This window comes from Levilactobacillus suantsaii (assembly GCF_004115745.1).
GTDB lineage: Bacteria > Bacillota > Bacilli > Lactobacillales > Lactobacillaceae > Levilactobacillus > Levilactobacillus suantsaii.
The window spans coordinates 1-24,089 of sequence record NZ_QXIL01000028.1 but is presented as its reverse complement, the minus strand read 5'-3'; the positions used below and the strand labels follow the sequence as shown (position 1 = coordinate 24,089).

The 24,089-nt window shown below is 53.1% G+C and carries 20 protein-coding genes and 1 pseudogene; 8 read left to right on the top strand and 13 right to left on the bottom strand.

Annotated elements, in window-relative coordinates:
* Window positions 1-180: 180 nt before the first annotated feature.
* The 6 genes from DXH47_RS10285 to DXH47_RS10260 form a co-directional block, all read right to left on the bottom strand.
* A complete protein-coding gene (locus tag DXH47_RS10285; protein ID WP_129033232.1) occupies window positions 181-1,002 on the bottom strand; it encodes a Cof-type HAD-IIB family hydrolase in 822 nt (273 codons plus the stop codon).
* Between the two features lie 160 nt (window positions 1,003-1,162).
* Window positions 1,163-3,439 (bottom strand): glycoside hydrolase family 65 protein, encoded by a 2,277-nt coding sequence (locus DXH47_RS10280; protein WP_225423568.1) that lies wholly within the window; start codon window positions 3,437-3,439, stop codon window positions 1,163-1,165.
* Between the two features lie 154 nt (window positions 3,440-3,593).
* Window positions 3,594-4,652, bottom strand: coding sequence for an alpha/beta hydrolase fold domain-containing protein (locus DXH47_RS10275; RefSeq protein ID WP_129033230.1), 1,059 nt, complete (start codon window positions 4,650-4,652; stop codon window positions 3,594-3,596).
* 15 nt (window positions 4,653-4,667) lie between these two features.
* Window positions 4,668-5,531, bottom strand: coding sequence for an alpha/beta hydrolase (locus tag DXH47_RS10270; protein WP_129033229.1), 864 nt, complete (start codon window positions 5,529-5,531; stop codon window positions 4,668-4,670).
* A 2-nt stretch (window positions 5,532-5,533) separates the two neighbouring features.
* Window positions 5,534-6,928, bottom strand: a complete 1,395-nt coding sequence (locus tag DXH47_RS10265; RefSeq protein ID WP_129033228.1) for an MFS transporter — start codon at window positions 6,926-6,928, stop codon at window positions 5,534-5,536.
* 512 nt (window positions 6,929-7,440) lie between these two features.
* Window positions 7,441-7,899, bottom strand: coding sequence for a nucleoside 2-deoxyribosyltransferase (locus tag DXH47_RS10260; protein WP_129033227.1), 459 nt, complete (start codon window positions 7,897-7,899; stop codon window positions 7,441-7,443).
* Between the two features lie 186 nt (window positions 7,900-8,085).
* On the opposite strand from DXH47_RS10260, the gene DXH47_RS10255 reads away from it, so the two are divergent.
* From DXH47_RS10255 to DXH47_RS10230, 6 genes are all read left to right on the top strand, one after another.
* Window positions 8,086-8,538 carry an NUDIX hydrolase gene (locus DXH47_RS10255; RefSeq protein WP_129033226.1) on the top strand — a complete coding sequence of 151 codons (453 nt, stop codon included), beginning with the start codon at window positions 8,086-8,088 and terminating at the stop codon, window positions 8,536-8,538.
* Between the two features lie 79 nt (window positions 8,539-8,617).
* Window positions 8,618-9,151: a GNAT family N-acetyltransferase gene (locus tag DXH47_RS10250; protein WP_129033225.1), complete on the top strand. Its 534-nt coding sequence runs from the start codon at window positions 8,618-8,620 to the stop codon at window positions 9,149-9,151.
* A 139-nt stretch (window positions 9,152-9,290) separates the two neighbouring features.
* Window positions 9,291-9,956 carry an EAL domain-containing protein gene (locus DXH47_RS10245; RefSeq protein ID WP_129033224.1) on the top strand — a complete coding sequence of 222 codons (666 nt, stop codon included), beginning with the start codon at window positions 9,291-9,293 and terminating at the stop codon, window positions 9,954-9,956.
* A gap of 293 nt (window positions 9,957-10,249) precedes the next feature.
* A complete protein-coding gene (gene nrdD, locus DXH47_RS10240; RefSeq protein WP_129033223.1) occupies window positions 10,250-12,469 on the top strand; it encodes an anaerobic ribonucleoside-triphosphate reductase in 2,220 nt (739 codons plus the stop codon).
* Window positions 12,402-12,983 carry an anaerobic ribonucleoside-triphosphate reductase activating protein gene (gene nrdG / locus DXH47_RS10235; protein ID WP_129033222.1) on the top strand — a complete coding sequence of 194 codons (582 nt, stop codon included), beginning with the start codon at window positions 12,402-12,404 and terminating at the stop codon, window positions 12,981-12,983. Before nrdD ends, nrdG begins: the two co-directional genes overlap by 68 nt.
* A 512-nt stretch (window positions 12,984-13,495) precedes the next feature.
* Window positions 13,496-15,154, top strand: coding sequence for a peptide ABC transporter substrate-binding protein (locus DXH47_RS10230; protein WP_129033221.1), 1,659 nt, complete (start codon window positions 13,496-13,498; stop codon window positions 15,152-15,154).
* A gap of 62 nt (window positions 15,155-15,216) precedes the next feature.
* Here DXH47_RS10230 and DXH47_RS11725 read toward each other — a convergent pair whose 3' ends face one another.
* The 7 genes from DXH47_RS11725 to DXH47_RS10200 form a co-directional block, all read right to left on the bottom strand.
* Window positions 15,217-15,381 (bottom strand): hypothetical protein, encoded by a 165-nt coding sequence (locus tag DXH47_RS11725; RefSeq protein ID WP_170955009.1) that lies wholly within the window; start codon window positions 15,379-15,381, stop codon window positions 15,217-15,219.
* 234 nt (window positions 15,382-15,615) lie between these two features.
* On the bottom strand, window positions 15,616-16,821 hold the full coding sequence (locus DXH47_RS10225) for an MFS transporter (protein WP_225423567.1): 1,206 nt from the start codon (window positions 16,819-16,821) through the stop codon (window positions 15,616-15,618).
* 85 nt (window positions 16,822-16,906) lie between these two features.
* Window positions 16,907-19,168 carry an FAD-dependent oxidoreductase gene (locus DXH47_RS10220; protein ID WP_129033233.1) on the bottom strand — a complete coding sequence of 754 codons (2,262 nt, stop codon included), beginning with the start codon at window positions 19,166-19,168 and terminating at the stop codon, window positions 16,907-16,909.
* 19 nt (window positions 19,169-19,187) lie between these two features.
* Entirely contained in the window at window positions 19,188-20,159 is a 972-nt protein-coding gene (locus DXH47_RS10215; protein ID WP_129033220.1) for an FAD:protein FMN transferase, read from the bottom strand.
* 18 nt (window positions 20,160-20,177) lie between these two features.
* Entirely contained in the window at window positions 20,178-20,939 is a 762-nt protein-coding gene (gene aroD, locus DXH47_RS10210; RefSeq protein WP_129033219.1) for a type I 3-dehydroquinate dehydratase, read from the bottom strand.
* The gene (locus DXH47_RS10205) at window positions 20,920-22,161 is read right to left on the bottom strand and encodes an MFS transporter (RefSeq protein ID WP_129033218.1); all 1,242 of its coding nucleotides are present in this window, start codon (window positions 22,159-22,161) and stop codon (window positions 20,920-20,922) included. Before DXH47_RS10205 ends, aroD begins: the two co-directional genes overlap by 20 nt.
* Window positions 22,162-22,185: 24 nt before the next feature.
* On the bottom strand, window positions 22,186-23,082 hold the full coding sequence (locus tag DXH47_RS10200; RefSeq protein WP_129033217.1) for a shikimate dehydrogenase: 897 nt from the start codon (window positions 23,080-23,082) through the stop codon (window positions 22,186-22,188).
* A gap of 152 nt (window positions 23,083-23,234) precedes the next feature.
* Here DXH47_RS10200 and DXH47_RS10195 point away from each other — a divergent pair.
* Both DXH47_RS10195 and DXH47_RS10190 read left to right on the top strand, forming a co-directional pair.
* Window positions 23,235-23,522 (top strand): annotated as a pseudogene (locus DXH47_RS10195) (LysR family transcriptional regulator); the annotation flags it as partial.
* 115 nt (window positions 23,523-23,637) lie between these two features.
* Window positions 23,638-24,089 (top strand): transposase (locus DXH47_RS10190; protein ID WP_170955008.1); only part of this gene is annotated, 452 nt, incomplete at its 3' end.

Sequence of the window (24,089 nt, the reverse complement as noted above, 5' to 3'; positions counted from 1 at the left end):
TCTTTGTTAAACTGATTCATAGGGGAAGACCTCCGTTGATTTGGTTTAGACGCTTATAATCATACGGGGAAGGTCTTCCCTTTTTCAATACTCATTTACACAAAATATTTTACACTCTCAAAACTCGTTCCAGCCAGGTAACGCCGGAACGAGTTTTTTCGTGGTTTCAATTTTTAGTGGTCAGTCAAGGATAAACCGATGTAACGCTTCCGCCACACCCGATTCATAGTCGTGCGTGGTTACGTATTTGGCCACGGCCTTGACCGCTGGGACGCCGTTAGCCACGGCGATGGGCAAGCCCACGGTGTGTAACATCGCCAAATCATTGACGTTATCACCCAAGCCGATGACGTTTTTAATCGGGATCTGCAAGCGTCGGCATAACGCCAAGGTCGCCTGCCCCTTGTCGACGCCCAGGTGGTTGACCTCCACGTAGATGCCCGACGATAGCGAACAGTTGATTTGGTGGTCAAACGTCGCTTCGATGTGGGTCTGCAACGTCTGTTGGACCTGCGCATCCGGGTGCATGGCAATGACCTTCATGATCTGCATGTCCTTGAATTGGGCGAAGTCCGCTCGGTCAGCCAGCGGGTGAAACGCCACCCCACGGGTCTTTAGATAGGCCTCATCGTCGGCACGCGGTCGGTAGATGTAGAGGTCGTCTAACGTGTAGATGTGCACGTCGGTGTCCGGGACGCTCGCCAAAACATCGAAGGCGCGCTTGGCCTCCGCAAACGGCATCGCGTTAGCCAAAACGACTCGATTCCCCTGGTTTTCGACCACCGCCGCTCCGTTATAAGAAACCACGTACTGGTCGGCCAAACCGGCTAGCCCAAATTTTTCCAATAAGGGTTGAATCGAGGTAAAACTACGCCCCGTATTGGGAACGAACTTCACACCGCGCGCCACTACAGCCTTGATGGCGGCCACGTTTTCCGCCGACACGGACCCGTCCGCTCGTAAGAGGGTCTCGTCTAAATCACTCGCTACCAGTTGATACATTGCCATAGCACTTCCTTTAGCGTTTAGGGGTAGTATCGCACACTTTGCTCACGCGACCAAATCCCTGACGTCTTGGACGCAAACTTCAAAAAACCAGCCGCCTACAGGTCATTTTCCCCGTAGAAAGCTGGTTTTCGTTTACACTCAGTCGGTTCAATCTTTAAATTTTATCGCCGGAAACTGGCTTGGCCTCCCGGTCTGCCGTTGGCGTAACCTTGACCTGAACCTTGGTGTGCACCTTGGCTGTCAGGGTCTGCAAGCTCCCGTTCACGTCGACGCGAATCGTCGGACCTTCGATCAAGGTGACCTGCGTTTCTTGGGCGTTCAACACGATTTCCAAGATACTGTCGCCCACGCGCAAGCGGTAAGTCAACTGGTTGAGTTCGGCGGGCAAGTGGTTGGCCACATGCGCCACGCCATCAGCCAAATAGAAGCCGGAAAATCCGGAAACTAAGGCTAACCAGCTACCGCCGAGGTTGGCCAAATGTAGGCCGTCCGCGGTGTTCTTTTGTAGGTTGACCAAATCCATTCTGGCCGTGTCCATGAAGTAACGGTAGGCCTTTTCGGATTCGCCCATCCGAGCCGCTAAGATGCTAAAGATCGACCGGGATAACGACGAATCGTGAGTCGTGACCCCTTCATAGTACTTGTGTTCACGTTTCAACTGGACCGCGGAGATATCCCGTGGGAACAGGTACTCGGCCAGTAAGGTGTCAGCCTGTTTCGCCACCTGGTAGCGGTAAATCGTCAGCGGATGGTAGTGTAGCAATAATGGGAAATGTTCCGGCGTCAACCGGTCGCTCGGCCAGCGCGGCTTGCTCAAGAAACTGTCGTCTTGTTCATTAATCTGTTGATCCTCACTATATGGCAAGTAGACGTGAGCCGCCAATTGAGTGAAGTGGGCCAAATCAGCCGTGGTCACGCCGTAGCTGGCCAACAGGTTCGGATCATCGTCCATGATGCGGTGGGCCAACTGAACCACCAACTCGAAGTTATGCTTCGCTAACCGGTTGGTGTAGTAGTTATTGTTGACCAAGGCCGTGTATTCATCGGGTCCGGTCACGGTCAAAAATTCGAAGCGCGCTTGGTCCCCGATTTGTCGCCAGGTTCCAAAATCCGCCCAGAACTTCGCCGTTTCCAACACGATTGCAAACCCGCACTGCTCGATGAAGTCCAGGTCCTTGGTCGTTTCGTAGTACTTGCCCACGGCGTAAGCGATGTCAGCGTCGATATGGTACTGCGCCGTCCCGGCCGGGAAGAATGGCGAAGCTTCCTGGCCGTTGATGGTCCGCCAAGCGTACAGCGCACCGTGTTCCACGCCCATGTCGCGCGCCCGTTGCTTGGCTTGCGGCAACGTCTGGTACCGGTACAACAAGAGTTGTCGAGCCATCGCCGGGTTGGTATAAGTGAAGTACGGCAACATGTACATTTCGGTATCCCAGAAGTAGTGGCCTTCGTAACCGGACCCACTCAAGCCCTTGGCCGGAATGGCAGTTCGCCCGTCACGCCCGGCCCCCTGGTTGAGCTGAAAGAGATTGTAGTGGATGGCCAGATCCAATTCTTTGTGGCCATCGACCATGATTTCACTTTGCGCCCAAATCTGTTGCCAGAAGTGCTGACTGTCGAGTTTTAACGTCTGCATCGAATTATCCAACGTTGGCACCAGTGGATCGATGGTGTTGTGGTCGTCCACGTTACCTACATAGACCTGGTAGGATAGCGTGTGGGCACTGTCATCACTGAGATCCATGCGGTACCGGAGTAACGTCCCCTGTGCCGGGGCAGTCATGGCCAGATACATGGTCACGGACAATTTCGACTGCTTGGTCTGAATGTGGTAGCGTTGGACGTTCGGTGACGGGAAATCGGTCTTGCAGATGGGCATCCCCGCCATTCGGGTCTTGCGTGGGTCGGCTGAAGCAATCGCCTCGGCTGCGGCCGGCACGGCGATGGACTTGCTCACGACCAACGGTCCCGCGTAATTGCCTGCCGTAAAGGTATAGGTCACGCCCCAGTAATTGTTCAAATTTTGACCCATGACGGATTCGACCGCGATACCGATAGTCTCGCCCTGTTGCGAAGAGGCCTGGTACTGTTCCGTCAAGACCCCGGTCCGTAGATCGAGATCCGCACTAGTTCGGTGACTAGTGGTGAACGGATGACCGGACACGGTCATCACGTTCAAATGCCGCAGGTCAGGTAAGTTCAAGATCGTTTGCCGCTGTTTCGCGTAGCCAACTGCCGCTTCCCCATAAATAATGGGGGCCACTTCGTAGAACCCGTTGATGAGGGTCCCGGTGATGGGGTTACTGCTAATCGGGTCGTTCGCCCGGACGCCGAAGTGTCCGTTGGCCAACGAAAAGACGGTTTCCAGATATTCTGGATTGTCGTTTGCAACGTCATTTAATGTGAGATGATAAGCACGTAAGGTCAACATAACTCCCCCTAAAAAATAAGATTCCGTATCCCGGTTGTCTAGCGCTCCCCAGTTGTTTCAGCTAGTCAACCATTAATCCCCAGGACACGATAAACGGCAGGCACCGCCCAGTGGCCTGTCAAGGTCTGGCATACTGGGCGGTGTCCCGTCACTATTAAACTAATTTAGCCGCCATTTGAATGGCGTCTTGAACCGCCGGAACGTTTCCGGTGAAGTTCAGAAAGGCGTGGCTGATGCCGCCGTAACGGATATAATTGGCATCCCCATTGGCTAGCCCCACCTGCTTGATGAAGGCTTCCGATTGTAAGCGGAAGGGGTCGAATTCCCCAATCAAGACCGTGGTGCGTTTGAACGACCGCGGATCCGCTAATAATGGTGACAACAACGGTGCCGTCAAATCCAGCGGTTGCTGGTCAACGTAATAGTCAGTCATGATTTTATCCAACTGTTCAAAGAGCTGGTAGAACCGGTGCAACGCTGGCCGCTGTTCGTCCACGATATCGATACTCTGGTCGTTCCACAACTCACCGTTGTAGTCCGAGCCTTGCATCAGTGTCGGGTAGAACAACAAGTGGCTTTCGATGGTGCAGATGCCCATTGACCGGCAGAGCTGACTAACGGCTAAGGCAATCGATGCCCCCGCTGAGTCCCCACTCAACGAGATCTTATCGTAGTCGGGCTTCAAAGCCGCCACGACGGCTAACCCATCGAGAATTCCGGCTGGATACGGCTGTTCAGGTGCCAAGGCATAGTCGACGTTATAGACCACACAGTTGGATTGTTCTGCTAGGTACCGCATGGCGACCAACACGTCCTCTGGGGTTCCACCATAATACGCGCCGCCATGAAAGTACAGAATTGCTTGCGCTGAATCCAAATGGTCAAGGCGGGCAACGCGGATGACCCGGACTCGCCGGTTCATCGCCACGATTTGGCGCATCTCCACTTTCATCTCGTGGGTGGTCAGATCCCGTTGCCCCGCGGTCTCGGTCCCCTGCCGTAGACTGAAGAGGTCACTGTCCAATTGCGGGTTCTCCGGAATGCCGGCCACGGTCTCCCACACTAAGGGCTCATAGGTGTGCAGCACCGCAGCGGGCCGCTCCTTGATCCAACTGGTGACGCCGTTATTCTCGTTAGCCACCTTCAATTTACGTAATCGGTTCAATTCATCTTGATAGCCTAATGACCGTTCCGTCGTCGTATCATTCAACATGGTAAATTCCTCCCCTTATTGTTCGCGCCAAAAGGCGTCCAGTCGCCAGAGACGCGCCAACCAAGCTAGTTCGTCCGTCAACCACTGCGCCACGTCGGCCCGACAATAACGTTCCCCCCATGTCGGGTCCGTGGGCCGAAAACTTACGGGAAAAGCGGTCTGGCTGCGCGCTAACGCCAACCCGTGGGGGCCGCTTTCATAAATCTGCGCCCGCGTCGCAATTTTGTGTTGCGTCAAGGCCGTGAGGTAGGCCAAGGTGTTTTGGACAGGGACCGTTTCGTCGGTCTGCGTCGCCCAAATGAAGGTCGGTGGGTTCTGTGATGTGACCAATTGGTCGGCCTCATGCCGCGTAAAATCACCGTGAATGGCGCGGCTTTTCGCAGCTAATTTTGGCCAGCCCAACCGTAACCCGATCACTGGATAGGCCAACGCTAACGCACTCACCTGGCGCTTAGCTACCGGTAAGATTTGTGGCGTCGCTAGCGCCGGGTCGGCCCACAAATCGGCGTACAATGCCGCCAAATACCCACCCGCTGAGAAACCGGCCAAAATGATGTGGTCGCTAGCCAGGTGTAACTCGGCGGCGTGGTCGTGGTAGTAGGCCACCACCGTGGCAATCTGCCACAACGCGACCGGCAACACGGGACCCGCCGCCGTTAAGCGGTAGGCCACGGTTACGGCGGCAAAGCCTTGCGCGGCATACGCCAGCGCCATCGGTTCACTTTCGCGTTGTGAGTGGAAGTCAAAGCCCCCACCCGGTAAGATGATTGCTAGTGGCCGCATCTGCGGGTGCTGGAAATCTGCGATGGCATCCGGTAAATACAGGGTCACGGTCACTTGCGTAGGCCCCGTGCCCAGTGTTTGCGTGGTGACTTGCATGGTTAATCCGTTTCGACTTTCTTCGCGTCCTTAGCAGCTGTTTGTTTTGCGGCTTCAGCCCGCACCGCCGACGTGACTTCTTTTTCGTCCAACTTGTAGAACTGTAAGATAAGCACGATGGCAATGGCTAAGGCAACCGATAACCAGATGAAGCTGGTACTGATGGCCATAACGGCCTTGGCGCCTTGAATCTTAGCGGCCGCTTCGAAGCCACCCCAGGACAGGATCCAGCCGGCTAAGGCACCGCCTAAGCCCATCCCTAACTTCGCACCTACGATCGGGACGGAAGACAGGATGCCGGGTTCATCAATGTGCAGTTCGGACCGGGAATATTCCACCGTGTCCGCAATCATGACGAAGGCAATCGAGAAAGCGGCCCCCATGGCGACCGTAGCAATCACGGTCCCGGTGAACAACAGTACCACGCCAAACGGCATGATGGCTTCCCCAATGGCGAAGGTGATCATCGAGACGATCATCACGTTCCGGTGCTTCAAGAATTTACTCAAGAATGGCACGGACAAGTTCCCGATAACGGCGACGATGATCAACCCGTTGAACGCCCCGACCAAATCGGCCCGGCGGTAAACGTAGGTCAGGTAGTAGACCGCCGTTTGCATCCGAATGACCCAGAAAGTCTGTAACAGAATGAAACTGATACTCAAAACGACCCACGGCTTATTGTGCAAGGCGCCCTTCAAGGAATCCTTCACGGACAGGTGACCTTTGATTTCGGGTGCATCGGCACCCTCCGCTTCTTCCGCCAGACTGTCATTTTCTTTCAAATTCCAAAAGGCCAACGTGAACAGACCCATGATGACTAAACCAATGATGACGGCCCAAACGGTCCAGCCCAACTTCGAGTTGCCACCGCCTAATTTAGCGACCATCGGCAGTGAAATCGCCCCGATAACGGCGGTCCCGATGTTGGTCATGACCATCCGCGCACTGGCTAAGTTGGTCTGTTCGTCCGGATCATTAGTCAAGGCCGGTAAGATGGCGGTAATCGGCGTGTTGGCCCCGGAGTAAACCAGGCTGAACAGCGTGTAAACGATGGAAATCCAGGCCAACTGGAAGACCTTACTGCCCCCAAACGAGGGGTTGAAGAACAGCAGCATGGTCAAAATCCCTAATGGAATCCCGAACCATAAGAAGTAGGGCCGTGATTTCCCGTACTTCGAGTGCGTGTGGTCGATCAAGAAACCGAAGAACATCCCGTCAAACGCATCGATGACCCGCACGACTAAGAACAAGGTCCCCACGAAGGCTGGTGAGATTCCCAACACCGTGGTGTAGTAGAACAGTAGATACAGTCCCACGATTTGCCAAATCAGGTTCCCGGCCATGTCGGTGGCCCCATAGGACACCCGTTGTTTCCATAAATGCCAATTTTTCATGCGATACAACCTCCCCCAAATAATATCAAATCCCCATGATTATAAAAATCTATGTGTAACCGCTTTCATGGATTAAGCATACTCAGAACAGCTAAGCTGGGTAATCCCACTTTTTGACCACCCACTTACCTTTTCCAACTTTCCCTCAATTTAATCGATAATTAGTTGCGCCGCAAACCTTGCGCCCCCAAACACCGTTTAATGGTTAATTTCCAAACCAACCACTAAGTCGCAGAACCGAGGGACCCCCAGTCGGAGAAACCACGACTTCTCGTAACGCCCACTGACAGGTGGGTAACCCTAGTCACCGACAAAACTGAAATAACCGGTGACCCCCACACCCGTTGCGGGCCAATTCAGACTAGTTTAACCTTTCTTGACCTCTAAGTTAATAATTTTGTTTCCCCATGGTTTAGTCATTGTGCCGACCGCATTGGGGCCCCCGCAAAAGCCACGCTAAAAAAGCCCCGGAACTCAGCCCGCGACTCTTTTTAGTGCCTAATTTATTACCCTTACCGAATCGCGCCGTGATAGGCGAATTCATCGGACGTGGGATCTTGCAAGAACGCCTTGGCTTGGTCTAAATTCTGCAAGACGGCCTTGCCGGACTTGGCCAACATGACGTTAAAGGTCTGTTCAGTCTGCAAGGTCTCGGCGTAGTACGCCACCGGGATCAGGCGCCCAAAGGCCATTCCCGTTTCCCAGATAGTGCCGGTATCGAAATCGTCGACCACCGCTAAAACCAGTTGGGCGGATTCTAAGTGTTGGGTATTGTCGGCAAACACCGCGTTGCGGTCGGCGTCCGTGGCGTCGGGCGTTAAGTCGATACCGTCTAAGCGGGGCGAATAGTAGCTGATACCCAGCTCATCCATCAGATGTTCTAAGTTGGCTAAGCGTTCCGGTTCCCCGGCGCTAAACCAGGGGCCCGCCAAATAAACTTGTGGGTGATCCGTTGTGACTCGTGTCGTCATTTTATTCCACTCCTTTATGCTTAGTCTGAGTGTACCGGAGATTGAACGGCTTGCCTAGTCTCAACTCTGTAAAAGTGGGTCATGCTTCTGCGACCGCCCCCCCTAAGCGGCCTTGCACAGGTTCTTTGTATTTCTCGGGCCCCGCGGGTAAACTGAAAGTAACTTTAAGAAAGGTTGTGAGTCACGATGGCAAATTATATTCGCGAAATTCGGGACTTGGTCGGCCATAAGCCCATTATTTTAAACGCCGCGGCGGGTATCTTACTAAACGACCGGCACCAAGTCCTCTTGAATCTGCGGACCGACACGCATAATTGGAGCCTGCCGGGCGGTTACTTAGAATACGGCGAGACCTTCGCGCAGGCCTGTGTTCGGGAATACCAGGAAGATAGCGGGCTACGTGTCAGCATCGTCCGCCCCCTCGGCCTCTTCGATCGAGGCCAAACCGTTTATCCCAATGGCGACGTGACTCAAATCATCTCCCGCTTGTTTCTGGTCACCCAAACTGGCGGCCACACGCTTCAGCAGGCCACCGCTGAGACGCTTAAACTCGACTATTTCGATTTGACCGACCTCCCGCCGTTGCTCAACGACCAAACGACGGCGATGTTAGCCGCGGCCCAACACCAATTGTCGTAGCGCTCCCTAAAATTACGCCGCGAATCCCGCCAGACGTGGTAGGCTAAAAGTAACCAATTGATTAGGAGGGATTTACTCTATGAGTTTAACCTATAGTCGCCGGGCGACCCCCAGCGAGCTCCCGGCCATCATGGCCATCATCGACCACGCCAAGGCCATGCTAAAAGCGGACGGCAGCCCGCAATGGCAGGACGGGTATCCGGACCAGGCCACGTTAAAACGCGACATTGCCGCACAGACTTGCTGGTTGTTACTGGTCGACGGCCAAGTGGCGGCCACCGCGACAGCCATCGTTGCCGACGACCCCAACTACCACGAGATTACCCAGGGCCACTGGGCCAACCCGGTCGACCCCTACATGACGATTCACCGCATTGCTATTGGGGCCGACTTTGCCGGCCAGCACTTGAGCCGCCTGTTTTTGTCCAACCTGATCAGTCACTTCTACCAACAAGGAATTCGCAACTTTCGCCTCGACACCCACGCATTGAATCAGCGGATGCAGGGACTGGCCGAAAGCTTCGGCTACCAGCACCGCGGGAAAATCTACGTTGACGAACCGGCCGCTAACCACGAAGACAATGCCCGGTTAGCCTACGAACTAAACCTCTAAGCGCCGATAAGAGCGTTCACACAGGTTAATTAGTGACAATTTAATTAAATTGGTCGTTAAAATATTTAGCCGATATGTGCCAGCTGGCGTATAATTGGCGCTATCTTATTTTTGCTTCCGTAAAGGAGATCTGATTGCGATGTATCGCTTTTTTGTTCAACCACAAGTTAATACCATGACCCAACGGCTCATGGGGTACGAACTTCTTTTGCGCGCGCACCAGCAAGATTACTGGGTAACGCCGACCGACTTTACGGCCATCCCCATCGATCAACAGATGACCCTGTCCTACCAAGAAATCGTGCGGATTTTGCGGGACCATCAAGACCACCCCGCTATTTCGCTCAACTTAAACCGGCAACAATTCACTAACGACCTGACCATCGGTAACCTGATTGGCCTGACCAAGGCCGTGCCGGGGCTTGATCTGACCATCGAACTGACCGAGGCACCCCAACTGACGGAGCTGCAACGGTTCGTGGCCATCTACCGGGCTTTCGGCATCCACCTCAGTCTCGACGACGTGGGGACCGACAATCCTTGGGGCACCCGAACGCAGGAAATCATGCCCTTCATGGACAGCATCAAGTTCGCCCTACAGAACTTCCGGGCCCAGAACCGGCAAGCCGACTTGCTCGCCAGCCTCAAAACTTGGCGCAAGATTGCCGATATCTACCACCTGGATCTCATCGTTGAGGGCGTCGAGAGCAAGCAAGACGAGTTGCTGGCCCAAAAGTATAACGCCGCCATGACCCAGGGCTACTACTACAGTAAGCCCGTGCCCTACGTGGAAAACGTCGACTAACTTTTAGGGCCTTACTGCCTGCTAATCATCCGAGGCGCAGGTGGTTTGGGGAATGGAAGATTTCTTCAAAAATTTACTATCACCGCACCGTGGTCGCTTCCGCTGACCCGGTGCTTTTTTGTATAGTTTCACCCGGTCATCAGTCTGAACTTTGCCTAACCATTCTGTGACCCCTGTGGCAAAATCGATGGGCAAGTTCTGTAAAATGGACTACCATATCTAGTATTAGGTGCTCATGAACCCACGACAATTTGTGGGGACGTGACCATTTTGGACAGAAAAGTGGGGATTGTATGCAGATGACGACAACGGATGTTTTGGACCAACTTCGTGCCTTACCGGTCACTAAACGGGGAGGCGCCCGGACCAAATTTCATCCCTATAAATTAAATTTTGTGCTGACTAAATTGGTACCCGATGTCGACCAACGCCACGCCTTGAAACAGGCGTTAGTCGACCATTACCGCTCGGCCACCAATCTGGACACCCGCGACTTACGAGCCACGTTGATGGCGTTGTTCGACCAGTTCAACTTGCCCCAAGCGGCGCAACAATACCGCGACCATTTCACGGCGGCGCAACAGCGCTTTGCCGCGGCGACCAACGTCCAGGCACGGATTGAAAAACTCTTCAATCGCGATGCCAACGTGATTCACGAAAATGCGAACAAGGACAGCAACGTCTTCAACACCCAACGTGATTTGGAAGCTGGTGCAGCTAACCGCGCCTTGGGCCTCCAAATGCTCCCCGACCTGGTAGCCAAGGCTCATTTACGCGGCGATATCCACTGGCACGACTTGGACTACTCCCCGGTCACCCCGGAAACTAACTGTTGTCTGATCGATTTCGATGGCATGTTTGCCAACGGCTACAAGATTGGCAACGCCGAGGTCGAAACGCCCAACTCGATTCAGACCGCCACGGCGCAGATGTCGCAGATCATCGCCAACGTGGCGTCGTTACAGTACGGCGGCTGTTCGGCTAACCGGGTCGACCAATTGCTGGCCCCCTACGCCGAAAAGAACTACCACAAACACCTTAAGGACGCCGACGAGTGGGTCGCGCCGGACCGCCAAAAGGCATACGCCAAGGCCAAGACCAAAAAAGACATCTACGACGCCATGCAGGCGCTCGAATACGAAATCAACACCCTGTATTCATCGCAGGGCCAGACGCCGTTCACCACGGTCAACTTCGGTCTGGGCACCAGCTGGATTGAACGCGAAATTCAAACCGCTATCCTAAGGATTCGCATCGCCGGTTTGGGCCGCGAACACCGGACCGCCATTTTCCCCAAGCTGATTTTTACGTTGAAACGCGGGCTGAACCTGGCCCCTACCGACCCCAACTACGACATCAAGGAACTGGCGCTAGAATGTTCGACCAAGCGGATGTACCCAGACCTGTTGATGTACGACAAAATCAAAGCCCTGACGGGGAGCTTCAAGACACCGATGGGTTGTCGCTCGTTTCTGCAGGGTTGGCACGACGCTAACGGCCACGAGGTCAACTCCGGACGGATGAACTTGGGCGTGGTCACCATCAATCTGCCACGCATCGCGTTAGCGGCCCACGGTGATTCCGACCTCTTCTGGGAAATCTTCGAAGAACGGTTGGCCACCTGCCACCAGGCGCTGGCCTACCGCATCGAACGAACTAAGCAGGCCAAACCGCAAAACGCCCCGTTACTTTACACGTACGGTGCCTTTGGCAAACGACTCAACGCCGACGATGACGTCGACCAACTCTTCAAAAACCAACGGGCCACCGTTTCACTCGGCTATATCGGTATTTACGAGGTCTGCACCACCTTCTTTGGCCCCAACTGGGAAACCAACCCGCAGGCCCGGGCCTTTGGCGAAAAGGTTGTCAAGACTATGCGTGACAAGTGTGATGCTTGGGCGCAAGAAAGTGGCTACCACTACAGCCTGTATTCGACGCCGGCCGAATCACTGACCGACACCTTCTGCCGCGACGACATCGCAAAGTTCGGCCGCATCCCCGACGTGACCGACAAGGAATACTACACCAACAGTTTCCACTACGACGTCCGCAAACACCCAACGCCTTTCGACAAATTGGCGCTGGAAGAAGATTACCCCCAATACGCGTCGGGGGGCTTCATCCACTACTGCGAATACCCGAACTTGCGCCAGAACCCCAAGGCACTGGAAGCCGTTTGGGACTGGGCCTACGACCACGTGGGTTATTTGGGGACCAACACGGCGATCGACCAGTGCTTCAAGTGCGGGTTCAAGGGCGAGTTCAAGGCAACCGCCCGCGGCTTCGTGTGCCCGCAGTGCGGTAACCACGATCCGCAGACCTGTGACGTGGTCAAGCGGACCTGCGGCTACTTGGGCAACCCCCAACAACGCCCGATGGTCCACGGCCGCCACGTCGAAATCGCGTCCCGGAAGAAAAATATGTCGCAGGAGATGATCAAACATGCCGCACGCTATGAAAAAGCCAAACAATCCGATGCCCAACGAATGGTTGGCGCGAGACCTCAGTGAGCAGTACGTCGCGGACTATAAGGCCTTTAACTTCGTCGATGGCGAAGGGGTCCGGTGTAGCCTGTACCTTAGCGGCTGCCCGTTTCACTGCCCTGGCTGCTACAACGTGGCCGCCCAGAATTTCCACTACGGTCAACCCTACTCACAAGACCTCGAAGACCAGATTATCACGGACCTCAGTCAAGATTATGTCCAAGGCTTGACCCTCTTGGGCGGCGAACCTTTCTTGAACACCCAGGTCGCCATTCGCATCTGCGAACGTGTGCGCCAGGAGTTCGGCCACACCAAAGACATCTGGTCTTGGTCCGGGTACTACTGGGACGAACTGTTGAAAGATTCCGCCGATAAACTGAAATTATTGTCGTTGATCGATATCTTAGTCGACGGCCGGTTCTTAGAGACCGAAAAGGAGCTGACCTTGCAATTTCGGGGCAGTTCCAACCAACGAATCATCGACGTGCCCAAGTCGTTGGCCGCTCACCAGGTGGTCATCTGGGATAAATTAGTCCACTAAGTCAATCACCCACTTTACGGGGGGCTAGGGTAAGTAGCTCAGCCCCCTTTTGGTTCTGCTGATGACCCTTTTTACTGTGAAAAGTATAAGTCCACATTAATATTTTTTAATCTCTTTTTCTTTCTATATATGCCCGCTAGAAGTGACATTTTTAATCGACTCGGTGAGAATATTTAGGTTGACAAACCAGCTAAATCTGATTATTGTTAGAGTCACATTAGAAATCGGATATCAAAACGCCAGGTTAGGAAGAGTAGTCGTTTCCGCTAAGCACAAGAGACCACCGGGAGCTGAGAAGGTGGCTTACAACTTAACGACGAAGATGAGCCTAACATGCTGAGCGGTTGGTGCCAGCCACCGCTCCGACCTGTGACCCGTTACCGTCACCGACTTTTGGCAACAGAAGTTACGGAGGTGTTGACTGTGAGGTCAACACGAACTTAGGTGGTACCACGGGTAATCGTCCTTATGTGAAAACATGAGGACGATTTTTTATTTGAGGAGATGGCGAGATGCAACATAAGGGACTTTATTTAGGACTTTCCGCCTTGGCACTACTGACCCTGGCCGGATGTGGCGCCAAGAGCAGCAGTGGGAGCACGGGAAACAGCAAGTACGCGGCGAACCAGGAATTGAACTGGACTGTGAGCTCGGAACTGGCGTCTAATGATCTGTCAAAGGCCACGGATACCTTGAGCTACACGGTCTTGCAAAACACGCAGGAAGGCCTGTACCGCTTGAACAAAGCCGGTACCCCCAAGAACGCACTGGCAACCAGCACTAAGGTCACCAATGGCGGCAAGACTTACACCTTCAAACTGCGCAAAAATGCCAAGTGGTCCAACGGGCAACCGGTGACCGCCAAGGACTTCGTCTATTCCTGGCGCCGGACGTTAACCCCAAAGACCGCTTCACAAGACGCGTTCTACCTGTTCCAAGTCAAGAACGCCGAAGCCATCAACAAGGGCAAGAAGCCGGCCAGCAGCCTGGGCATCAAAGCCGATGGTGATTACAATCTGACCATCAATCTGACCATCAATCTGACCAAGCCAGTCTCCTACTTCAAGAAGTTGCTCGCCTGGCCGCTCTTCTACCCCATCAACCAAAAGGCCGTCGACAAGTACGGCAAGGCTTACGGGACCACGGCCGCCAAGACCGTCTACAACGGACCGTTCAAGCTGACCAATTGGAACGGGACCGGCAAGTCCTGGACCCTGGCCAAGAACCCGACCTACTGGGATAAAAAGGCCGTTCATCTGACCAAGATCAACGAACAGGTCACCGAAAGCACTACTACTAGCTACAACCTCTTCAACTCGAAGAAGACCGATGAGACCATTTTGAATGGCCAACAGGTCAAGAACAACCAGAATAACGAGAACTTCATCAAACGCCTTCCGACTGGGTCACAACGACTCGACCTCAACGAAAACAAGGTCAAGGCCTTCAAGAACTTGAACGTGAGCCGGGCCTTCTCGTTAGCCATCAACCGCCAACAGTTAGTCAAAAATGTTCTCCAAGACGGATCCGTGGCTTCGAAGGGCTTCGTCCCAGCCGGTATGGGCAATAACCCTAAGACCAAAGAAGCCTTCAACGAGGAAGCCAGCGTCAAATCGGCCGTCTCTTACAATCTGACGCAAGCCAAGCAACTCTTAAAAAAGGGCTACAAAGCCACTGGCACCAAGAGCCTCGATTTGACCCTCTCCGTTTCTGACACCGACTCCAGCAAGCAAGTCGCCGAATTCGTTCAAAGCGCGTTACAGAAATTGCCGAACGTCAAAGTCACCATCAAGACCGTCCCGTACGTCCAGCTGATGACCCAGCAAAACAACGGCAATTATGAGTTGACCTTTAGCGGCTGGCAATCCGTCTTTGCCGACCCGATCAACTTCTTAGACGTCTTCGAAAGTAACTCCAGTTACAACACCGGTGGTTGGAAGAACAAGCAGTACGATGCCTTGCTCGATCAATCCGAGAACCAATACGGGAACCAACCGGTCAAGCGTTGGGCTAACTTAGTCGCCGCTGAGAAGGTCTTAATGAAGGACCAAGGCACGATCCCGCTGTACCAGCAAGCTCAACCGCAACTCCTGCGCAAGACCGTCAGGAACGTCGTATACAACCCTGCGGGGGTTCCTTACGACTTCAAGCTGACTTACATCGCCAAATAAGCCCCGCTTAGATAACGCAAAAACGCTCGCCTGACCAGCACTGATCGGACGAGCGTTTTGCGTTACTTTTTGGATTGTGGGGTCGTCGGTTGCGCCGCACACTCCCCGTTACAATAACACTTGGTATCGGTGAGCATCCCGCACCGACAGATTCCGTCGGCATCGGCACAGCCACAACCAGTGTGGCACGCCATGCCCTGATGACAATATGGATTCGTGTCTGCCATAAATTTGCGTCACTCCTTTAAATCGTCGATGACGGGTAATTTGGCCAAAGCGTCCTTACCCATGGACAATCGTCGCCGACAGGTCCTGCCCCGCCACGTAGGCTAGCTGATCTTTTGCCCGTTGCATTGACTTAAAACTCTGCTGCTATAAATTGCTTCAGCACACTATTTTGAAGTTATCTTCAGGATAACTCAGTCACGGGGCCAAAAACAAGCAAAATATTTATCAAGCGATTAATCACTCTCGACGGCTAAAGCGGGTTGTGGTTGCCGGCGCAAGGCCAACACGGCAAGTGCACAAAGCACGCCGACCACGGCAATCCCCACGTCGAACCACATGATCTGGTGGATACTGGTCTTGGCTAAGCCCCCGGTGACCAGGGGAATCGTAAAGGACGCTAAGCCACTGGCCGTGTAGTAGATGCCCAACACGCGACCCTTGTGGGCGGGATAGAGGTCACTCATCAGCGTGAGACCAATCTGTAAGACGCCGCCGGTGGCCGAGATACCGATGATTAACGAGCCGCTAAAGAGGACCCAGAAGGTCGGCACGGCCGCCATTGCCAGTAAGGCTAACAAGGAAATCACGGTGTCGACGACCATGAACCAGGCCGGTTTCAGCCAGCGATTGACCACCAGCGCCGTCAAGAGGACACCCAGAATCGAGCCGGTACTGTAGACACTGACCAGTAGCCGGGCGCGTAAGAGCGTCAGATGGACCACTTCCGTGCCGTATTCGGTCAGCCACTGGCTAATCAGGTAGAAGGTCGCCATGCCCACATAGCCAAAGCTCGTCAGTAATGTGGCTTGCAACGTCCGAAAGCGCACGGGGCGTGCAGACTCAGTTGGTGTGGTCGCCACGGGTTTGGGAACCTGGTTACGTTTGGGAAACTGGCGCCACTGCATAAAAATCAGGTTGGCAATCAAGATGACCGCTCCCAACATGAAGGACCAACCGTACCAACGCCCGTTAGCATCGAGCGCCGCCACAATCAGCGGTAGACTGAGTTCGCCCACGGAGGAGAAGGCCTTGATCATGATATTGGCCGAAGCCTCGTGTTCGGGGAAGAGTTCCATCAACGTCGGGTAGGTCCCGGCATCGAGGAACGAATTGGCCATTCCCGCGAGGACCCCTAGCGCGTAAGCCATGATGGTCGAGTGACAGAAAACGATGCCGATAAAAAACGGCAAGTAAGCAAGAATTCCCAGATTCACAAATAATTTACGGCCCCAGCGGTCGGAGAGAATCCCCGCCACGTACAGGACCAGCAAGTGGCCAATCCCCAAAGAAGAAATCACGTAGGAGACTTCCGCGGTCCCCACTTGCCACTGGTGACCGAGACTGGCCATGTTCTGAGCCAGAATCACAATGGCCATCCCATAGACCATGTAATTGACGTAGAGGCTGATCGTCGTCAGCCAGCGTTGTCGTGTTGCCAAAAATCGTCATCCTTTCAGACCTTAAAAGGGAACCGCACCGAATTGGCGCCGGTTCCCTTTTAGGTTTTTAGTTAAACGTAAAGTCTTAAGCTGCGGCTTCTTTAGCGGCTTGCTTGATGAAGTCCAAGAATTTCGTGAAGCAGGACTTTAAGAAGTTTTCGCTGTTAGCATCAGTCAACCGGTTATTATCGTCGAACTTGTTGCTAGCTTGTGGCAGCATGAATTCGCTGCCGGGCATGACCTTGGCATCGACACCTGGTGAATCCAGAATCTGCCGTAAGTTCATTTGAGCCCGGACGGTCCCTTGAATCCCCAGCGACGTGCCGACGATCATGACGGCCTTGTCCTTGAATGGATGTTCCACACTGGACAACCATTCGAGCGCACTCTTCAACGCAGCTGGAATCGAGTGGTCGTATTCGGGAACCCCGATGACCACCCCATCAGCAGCAGCCACCTTAGCGGCTAAGGCCTTCACGGAGTCAGGCTCGTTGTCTGCCAGGTCTTCGTTGAACATCGGGAGGTCCTTGATTTCGCAAATTTCGAAGTCAACTTCCTTACCGAAGAGGCCCTGCATGCTGTGCAGCAACTTCCGGTTATAAGACTTGGAAGCGTTGGTGCCGACTAAAGCCACTACGCTGGTGTCGTCATCGCCAGCGGCCTTACGGTTGTCAGCGTTTTGACTGGCCATGCTTCCGGCCACGTAACCGGAGGAGATGCCCCAAGTGTTCATCATACTTGGCATCGAATCATGCCCGTTGGCACCACCGATGATTTCACCGGCCCCGAAGTAGTTAGCCACGGGTTGGTCGTTCTTATCCAAAAGTTCCAACGTCTTCCGGTCAGTCACGTAACCCCCAAGGGTCGTGGCGAACCGGCCGCGTTGTTCAACCAAGTAGAAGGTTGAGCCTTCGTACGGGTGCAAGTATTGCGCATCGCGCCCAAATTCAGGATCCTTGCCAGCCTTGGCATTTTCTTGGTAAGTTGCGACCGTCTTCGCCAATTGGTCACCATCGATACCAGCGGCCTTAGCCACGTCAGCTAATGAGCCCTTGGTGAAGATTGGTAACTTGTCAGTCTGGTCGAAGAACTGCTTGATTTCCTTGGCCGTAAAGTCGTGGAGGATCAACAGGTCATAGACCTTCTTCCAAGTCCGTTCGTCCATCAACATGTAAGCGACCTTATCTGGTTGCGCCAAGATGGCATCACGGAAGTTGGTGTAGGCACTGGATTCGTCCACGATTCGCTTCCCTTGGGTGTTCACGTACAGGGCACCCATATCGGTAGCTTGCTTGGACGCGTAAGTCGTCAACTTAGCAATGCCGGGTTCAACTTCGACGCCGTGTGGGTAGACCTTGTACCAGCCCAAGTTGCGGGTCTGCAGGTTCAAATCGCCATTGAAGCTGTAAGCATCACCGGTCGAGGTCATCGGACCGTAGTAGTCCAAGCCCTTACTCTCGTCCCCGCGCATCTTAGTGTTGGCGCCGTGACCACCAGCAGCCAAGACCACCGAACGGGCCTTGATGTTCAACGTGGCGTTGTCGGATTCGGCAACCACACCGTTGACCTGACCCTTTTGGTTCTTGATCAGCTTTTCAACGCGAGCCCCTAAGCGAATCTCACCACCATGGTCGGTGAAGGCCTTGGAGACCTTTTGGATGAATTCGTAGCTGCTGGCCGTTGGCAATTCAATCTGCCGTTCAACGGAGTGTTCCACGGTCTGCGTTTGGGCCTTTTGGTAGTCCAAGCTGGCAAAGTCACTGACAAAGTCGATGGCCGGACCAATGTTGTGGACCATCAAGTCGGTCAAGGCTGGGTCATTAGAATTTTTGCTTTCACGCGCCACATCCTTAGCCAAGACATCCGGTGAATCGGCCGTTTGGCCAAAGATTCTGGCTGCTACTTGGGAACCCGTGCCGGTCACGTTGGAGCCGTTTAAAATCGTGGCCCCACCTAAGTAACCGTTCTTTTCCACTAAGATGACCTTTTGGCCTAACGTCAAGGCGCGGCAACCCGCAACCAAGCCGGCTTCGCCACCCCCGATGACTAAAACGTCGGTCTTCAGGTTTTCAATCTGGTGGCCCGTGTTCTTCTGTGGCACTGGCGTCAATTTCACGTCGGCCTTAGCCACGGCATCCTTGGCGGAGTCCAAGAGGGCTTGCGTCATGACGGTCGCCCCGCTGATGGCGTCGACGTCAAAAGATTGGCCGTCGATGATCCGTTGCTTTAACTTGCCGATGACTTGGTTAAAGATACCAGAGGTCTCGGAGTGCTGTAAAATCTTTAAGTCCTTGACTTTGTTGTCATCTACGTCGACTTCGTAGCTAATGATACCGTTGTGGCCCATCGCTTGGCCGGTAATTTGCTTATTTTCTTCTGACAATTTGATAGACTCCCTTCGTTTGTGGCACTAAGCCACTGGTCAATTCAACCGCCCCGTTACGTCGAACGAAAACTGCCTCGACATCGGGGAGGCGTTCAATTAAGGTTTGCCCAGCTTGGGGGCCCTTGAAAAATGAAACGGTTGATAAGACTTCTGCTAATTCTGAATTCTCGGTAATCACCGTGACCTGTAACAGGTCGTTGCGCACCGGATAGCCCGTTTGCGGGTCGAGGATGTGGTGATAGGTGCGCCCGTCACGTTTGAAATACCGCTCGCGAATGCCCGAGGTCACAAAGCTTTGCGCCGGCGTGACCACGTTGAGTAACGCGTTGCCCCGGGTGTCGTTCGGGTTTTGAATCCCAATCCGCCACTGGTCGTCGGCGGCCAAGGGATTCATCCCCCAAGTCTGCACGTTGCCGCCCAAATCGACGATACCGCTGGTGACGCCCGCGGCTTGCAGGCGCGCCTTGACCTGGTCGGCGAAGTAGCCCTTGGCAATCGCGCCTAGATCTAACTGCATCCCCCGTTGGGTCAAGAACACGGTGTGCGCCGTCTCGTCGAGCACCACGTCGTCCGGGTTCATCCGGCTGAGGCTGGTGGCAATCGCGCTTTTGGCGGGCACCGTTTGGCCACCAAAGCCAATCTTCCACAACTTGACCAACGGCCCAATCAGGACGTTGAAACTGTCGTGGTACTTTTTAGTCGCCGCTAAGGCTCGCTGAATGAAGGCAAAGGTCGTGGCGTCCACGGCGACCGGCGCGACCCCAGCGTTACGGTTAATCTGCCCTAACGTCGAGTCGTCATCGTTCGCCGAGAAGATCTCGGTCATCGTTTGCAGGTAATCATAAACCCGCTCAACCAGAGCGGGTTTATGGTCAAACAATGTGAGGGAGATGACGGTGCCCATCATCGCAAATTGGGAAACATACTTCTTATGCGCTTGTGTCGCCATCATCAATCCTCCTTTAAAGGTTTAGCTTAATTTCAAGTCGTCGATTTCACCCTTGAGGTGGTCTAACGAGATTTGGCCCGGCGCCGAAGCGGCACCGACCGTGGCGAAGCTTAGGCTAGAGCCAAAGACTTCACCGGCAATCCGGGAAACTTTACCCAAATCACCCATGGACATAGTGATCAGCGGCTGGCTCAGCGTTTGCCGAGCTTGGTTCGTCGCCGTCAACAACGTCAAGACGTCTTCGACAGAGTGAGGCATCACGGCCACCTTAGCCACGTCAGCCCCAACGGCAACCATGTCGCTGAGCCGGCGGATGATGTCGGTCGTTGCGGGCGTCTTGTCGAAGTCGTGGTTACTCATGATGACTACCACGTTCTTGGCGTGAGCGGCCTTGACGGCTTGGCGGACAGCCGCTTCGTCGTGGTACCGTTCAACGTCTAAGGCGTCGGTGTAGCCACCGTCAACGACGGTCTGGCATAACTTAAAGTAGTCGTCATCGCTCAACGGCAACTCGCCGCCTTCGCTGGCCGTCCGGAAGGTGGTCAAAAGCGCCATCTCGCCTAATGCGGCCCGAATCTTTTGGCCCGTTGCCGTTAACTTATCGGCATCTTGGACCCCGTCAAAGTAGTCGATCCGCCATTCAACGACGTCGGCTTTAGCCGCCTTCACGTCTTCGATTTGGCTTAAAATATCGGCTTCCGTTTTCCCGGTCACGGGAACAGCTAACTTCGGCCGTCCGCTACCCAGTTCAATGTTGCGTAACTTAACGCTGGTCGCTTTCAAGATCACGAGCTCCTTTCGTGGTTGGCTTGAAGAGGTGGTGGTACCGCACGGTGATGCAGACCGCCAAGATAAAGCCAATCAAAGCAATAAAGACATCAAATAAAATCACGTTAGCCAGGTTCTTGGACATGGCCCCAGTAATCAACGGAATCGTGAATGAGGCAATGGAACCGGCCGTGTAGAAGGCCCCGGTAATGGTCCCTTTTCCCTTAGGGAAGAAGGAAGACATGACGGTCAGGCCTAATTGCATGACCCCACCGGCAGCGGAGAACCCAACCACGAAGGACATGATGGAGCACATCACAGCCGTCGGGAACAAGTACATCAATAGTAAGGAAAGGAATGATAGGCAGGTGTAAACACCTAAGAATTGAATTTCCTTGACTGCCTTGTCGGCTAAGACCGCCGTGACTAAGACACACACGATGGACCCGACACTGTAGTAACTGATCAGTGCCCGGGAACTGACATCACTCATGCCGGCAACTTGTTGGCCATATTGGCTCAACCACTGGCTGACCAAGTAGAAGGTCGCCTGGGAAATGTATCCGTATAAGATAAATAACGTCCCGTCTAACCACAAGTTACCAGGTGACTCGACTTCTTCGTCGTCAGCGGCATCCGAGTTGGCTTCAGCTGTTTCAACTTCAGCATCGGCGTTGGCCTTGGGGAACTTGCCTCCCATCGAGATGAAGAGCAAGTTCAAGGCCATGACGACGATACAAATGACGAAGGACCAGCCGTACCAAACTTGGTTGGCCACCAAGAAGCTCACGAACAGTGGCAAGGCAAATTGACCGGCTGAGATGAAGGCCTTGATGATGACGTTGGCCGTTCCCTTTGACTTCGGGAACATTTCCATCAATGCTGGGTAAGTCCCTGAATCCAAGAACGAGTTGGCAATTCCGGCTAAAATCCCGAAGATGTACGCCACCGTAATCGATTTACTCAAGAGAATCCCCGCAAAGAAGATGAGGTAGGTGATAACCCCTAAAATCACAAACGGTTTCCGCCCAAATTTATCGGAAAGCCATCCGGAAACTAAGAGTACAATCAACCGACCAATTCCCAGTGAGGAAATGACGACAGCGACCCCGCCGTCGTTAGTCCCCCATTGATTGGCCAAAGCGGCCATGTTCTGCGCCAGGATGATGACACCAATCCCATGAATAAAGTAATTGATGTACAGGCTAAGCGCCGTGGGCATATATTTATTTTTCATTTAATCGCTAACCTCGCTTTAGACTTAGGCCTTTGCCTTGTCGTCGTCATCGTCAAACAAGATTTGACGAATGTAGTCAACAGGCATTTCCTTACCAGTCCACAGCTTGAAGGCGGCAGCCCCTTGTTCGAGCATCATGCCTAAACCGTTGAAGACGTGCTTAACGCCGGCCTTTTCAGCAACCTTCATTAATTCAGTCGTCCGTGGGGCGTAAACCGTGTCAAAGACGATTTGGTCAGGGTTGTTGAACCAAGCTGGATCCGTAACCAAGGTTTGGTCTTGTAATGGGTTCATCCCAACACCAGTGGCATCGGCGTAGATGTAAGAGCTTTGGATTTCAGCCTTGTAGTCGTCTTGGTCGGCTAAGTCATGTAACGTAGCTTTGCAATCCGTCTTCTCGTTGATGATGTCGACGTTGCGCTTAGCGTTGTCCCAGAATTCATCGCGCCGGTTAAAGATAGAGATTTCCTTGACACCATCTAACGCTGCTTGGACCGCGATGGCCGTTCCGGCACCACCGGCACCAGCTAAGGTCATCTTGTGGCCGCGAATGTCTAAGCCTTCATCGTCTAAGGACTTCATGAAGCCAATTCCGTCGGTCGTGTAACCCGTTAACGTCCCGTGATCGTTAACCACCGTGTTAACCGCACCGATCATTTCCGTAGCTGGGTCTAACTTATCCAGCAATGGGATGATCTTTTGCTTGTTCGGCATGGAAATGTTGGAGCCTCGCATGTCTAAGGTCCGAATCGCTTGTACCGCTGAAGGCAGCGTTTCGTTTGTGATTTCAAAAGCAAGGTAGGCATAATTCAAGCCCAACTTAGCAAACGCGTTGTTGTGCATAGTTGGAGACATGGAATGCCGAATTGGATATGCCATAAGTCCAATTAATAAAGTATGTCCGTCAATCCGTTCAGTCATATTTATTCACTCCTATAAGTATTTTTGCCAATCACAGCAATATATGTTACTCAATTCACTTGCAATTCTAGCATGGTGATTTATCATAATAAATAATAATAAATTGATATATCGATAGAAATTATTTATGAATTGATTGGAGTTGAGCAAGCATGAACTTACGGCATTTAGTTTTCTTCAAAGAATTAGCCCGGACACAACACATGTCCCAAGCTGCCGAAAATCTCGGGATTAGCCAACCCTCTTTGAGTTACGCCATCAAAAAACTCGAAGAAGAATTGCACGTTCCTCTCTTTGAACCCGATGGTCGAAACATCCGATTGACCAATTTAGGTGAAACTTATCTTAAGTACGTGACGGTCGCTTTAAACAATTTAGACGCGGGTGACGAACTCTTGAGCCAGTTGGTCAACCCTAACACCGGTCATATCAATCTGGGAGAGCGTAAAATATCTTGTGTAAATGCATAAAAGATTTCTGAATTGTATAGAAATAGGGAATGCCTTCCCTTATGATATTTAGTAACCACAGAAAACATCACAGGAGGCATTCCCCATGAATGAACTTACCACAGAAATTATCGCTACACTAGCCCAAAAGCAAGATTTGGACGAAGTTTTTCGTCACCACCTTGAAATTGCGATTAACCAGCTGCTTCAAACCGAATTGGCAGAGTTTTTGGGTTACGAACGCTACTCATACGCTGGGATTAACACTGGTAATAACCGCAACGGCAGTTATGAGCGCTCGTTTGATACGAAGTACGGCCAACTTAACTTAACCATTCCTCGAGATCGCAATGGCCGGTTTGAAAATCATACCTTGCCAGCCTACGGTCGGCACAGTGATAATTTAGAAACAACGGTCATTCAGTTGTATACCAAGGGAATTACCACTGCTGAAATTGCCGAACTCATTGAGAAAATGTACGGTGCTCACTACTCCAAAGCCACGGTTTCCAACATGACTAAAGCCGTCAATGAACAGGTTCAAGCTTTCCAGCAACG

What these genes read in the sequence shown, in the direction of transcription:
- DXH47_RS10285 (WP_129033232.1), bottom strand. Translation starts at nt 1,002, where the DNA reads ATGTATCAACTGGTAGCGAGTGATTTAGACGAGACCCTCTTACGAGCG.
- DXH47_RS10280 (WP_225423568.1), bottom strand. Translation starts at nt 3,439, where the DNA reads ATGTTGACCTTACGTGCTTATCATCTCACATTAAATGACGTTGCAAAC.
- DXH47_RS10275 (WP_129033230.1), bottom strand. Translation starts at nt 4,652, where the DNA reads ATGTTGAATGATACGACGACGGAACGGTCATTAGGCTATCAAGATGAA.
- DXH47_RS10270 (WP_129033229.1), bottom strand. Translation starts at nt 5,531, where the DNA reads ATGCAAGTCACCACGCAAACACTGGGCACGGGGCCTACGCAAGTGACC.
- DXH47_RS10265 (WP_129033228.1), bottom strand. Translation starts at nt 6,928, where the DNA reads ATGAAAAATTGGCATTTATGGAAACAACGGGTGTCCTATGGGGCCACC.
- DXH47_RS10260 (WP_129033227.1), bottom strand. Translation starts at nt 7,899, where the DNA reads ATGACGACACGAGTCACAACGGATCACCCACAAGTTTATTTGGCGGGC.
- DXH47_RS10255 (WP_129033226.1), top strand. Translation starts at nt 8,086, where the DNA reads ATGGCAAATTATATTCGCGAAATTCGGGACTTGGTCGGCCATAAGCCC.
- DXH47_RS10250 (WP_129033225.1), top strand. Translation starts at nt 8,618, where the DNA reads ATGAGTTTAACCTATAGTCGCCGGGCGACCCCCAGCGAGCTCCCGGCC.
- DXH47_RS10245 (WP_129033224.1), top strand. Translation starts at nt 9,291, where the DNA reads ATGTATCGCTTTTTTGTTCAACCACAAGTTAATACCATGACCCAACGG.
- nrdD (WP_129033223.1), top strand. Translation starts at nt 10,250, where the DNA reads ATGCAGATGACGACAACGGATGTTTTGGACCAACTTCGTGCCTTACCG.
- nrdG (WP_129033222.1), top strand. Translation starts at nt 12,402, where the DNA reads ATGCCGCACGCTATGAAAAAGCCAAACAATCCGATGCCCAACGAATGG.
- DXH47_RS10230 (WP_129033221.1), top strand. Translation starts at nt 13,496, where the DNA reads ATGCAACATAAGGGACTTTATTTAGGACTTTCCGCCTTGGCACTACTG.
- DXH47_RS11725 (WP_170955009.1), bottom strand. Translation starts at nt 15,381, where the DNA reads ATGGCAGACACGAATCCATATTGTCATCAGGGCATGGCGTGCCACACT.
- DXH47_RS10220 (WP_129033233.1), bottom strand. Translation starts at nt 19,168, where the DNA reads ATGGGCCACAACGGTATCATTAGCTACGAAGTCGACGTAGATGACAAC.
- DXH47_RS10215 (WP_129033220.1), bottom strand. Translation starts at nt 20,159, where the DNA reads ATGATGGCGACACAAGCGCATAAGAAGTATGTTTCCCAATTTGCGATG.
- DXH47_RS10205 (WP_129033218.1), bottom strand. Translation starts at nt 22,161, where the DNA reads ATGAAAAATAAATATATGCCCACGGCGCTTAGCCTGTACATCAATTAC.
- DXH47_RS10200 (WP_129033217.1), bottom strand. Translation starts at nt 23,082, where the DNA reads ATGACTGAACGGATTGACGGACATACTTTATTAATTGGACTTATGGCA.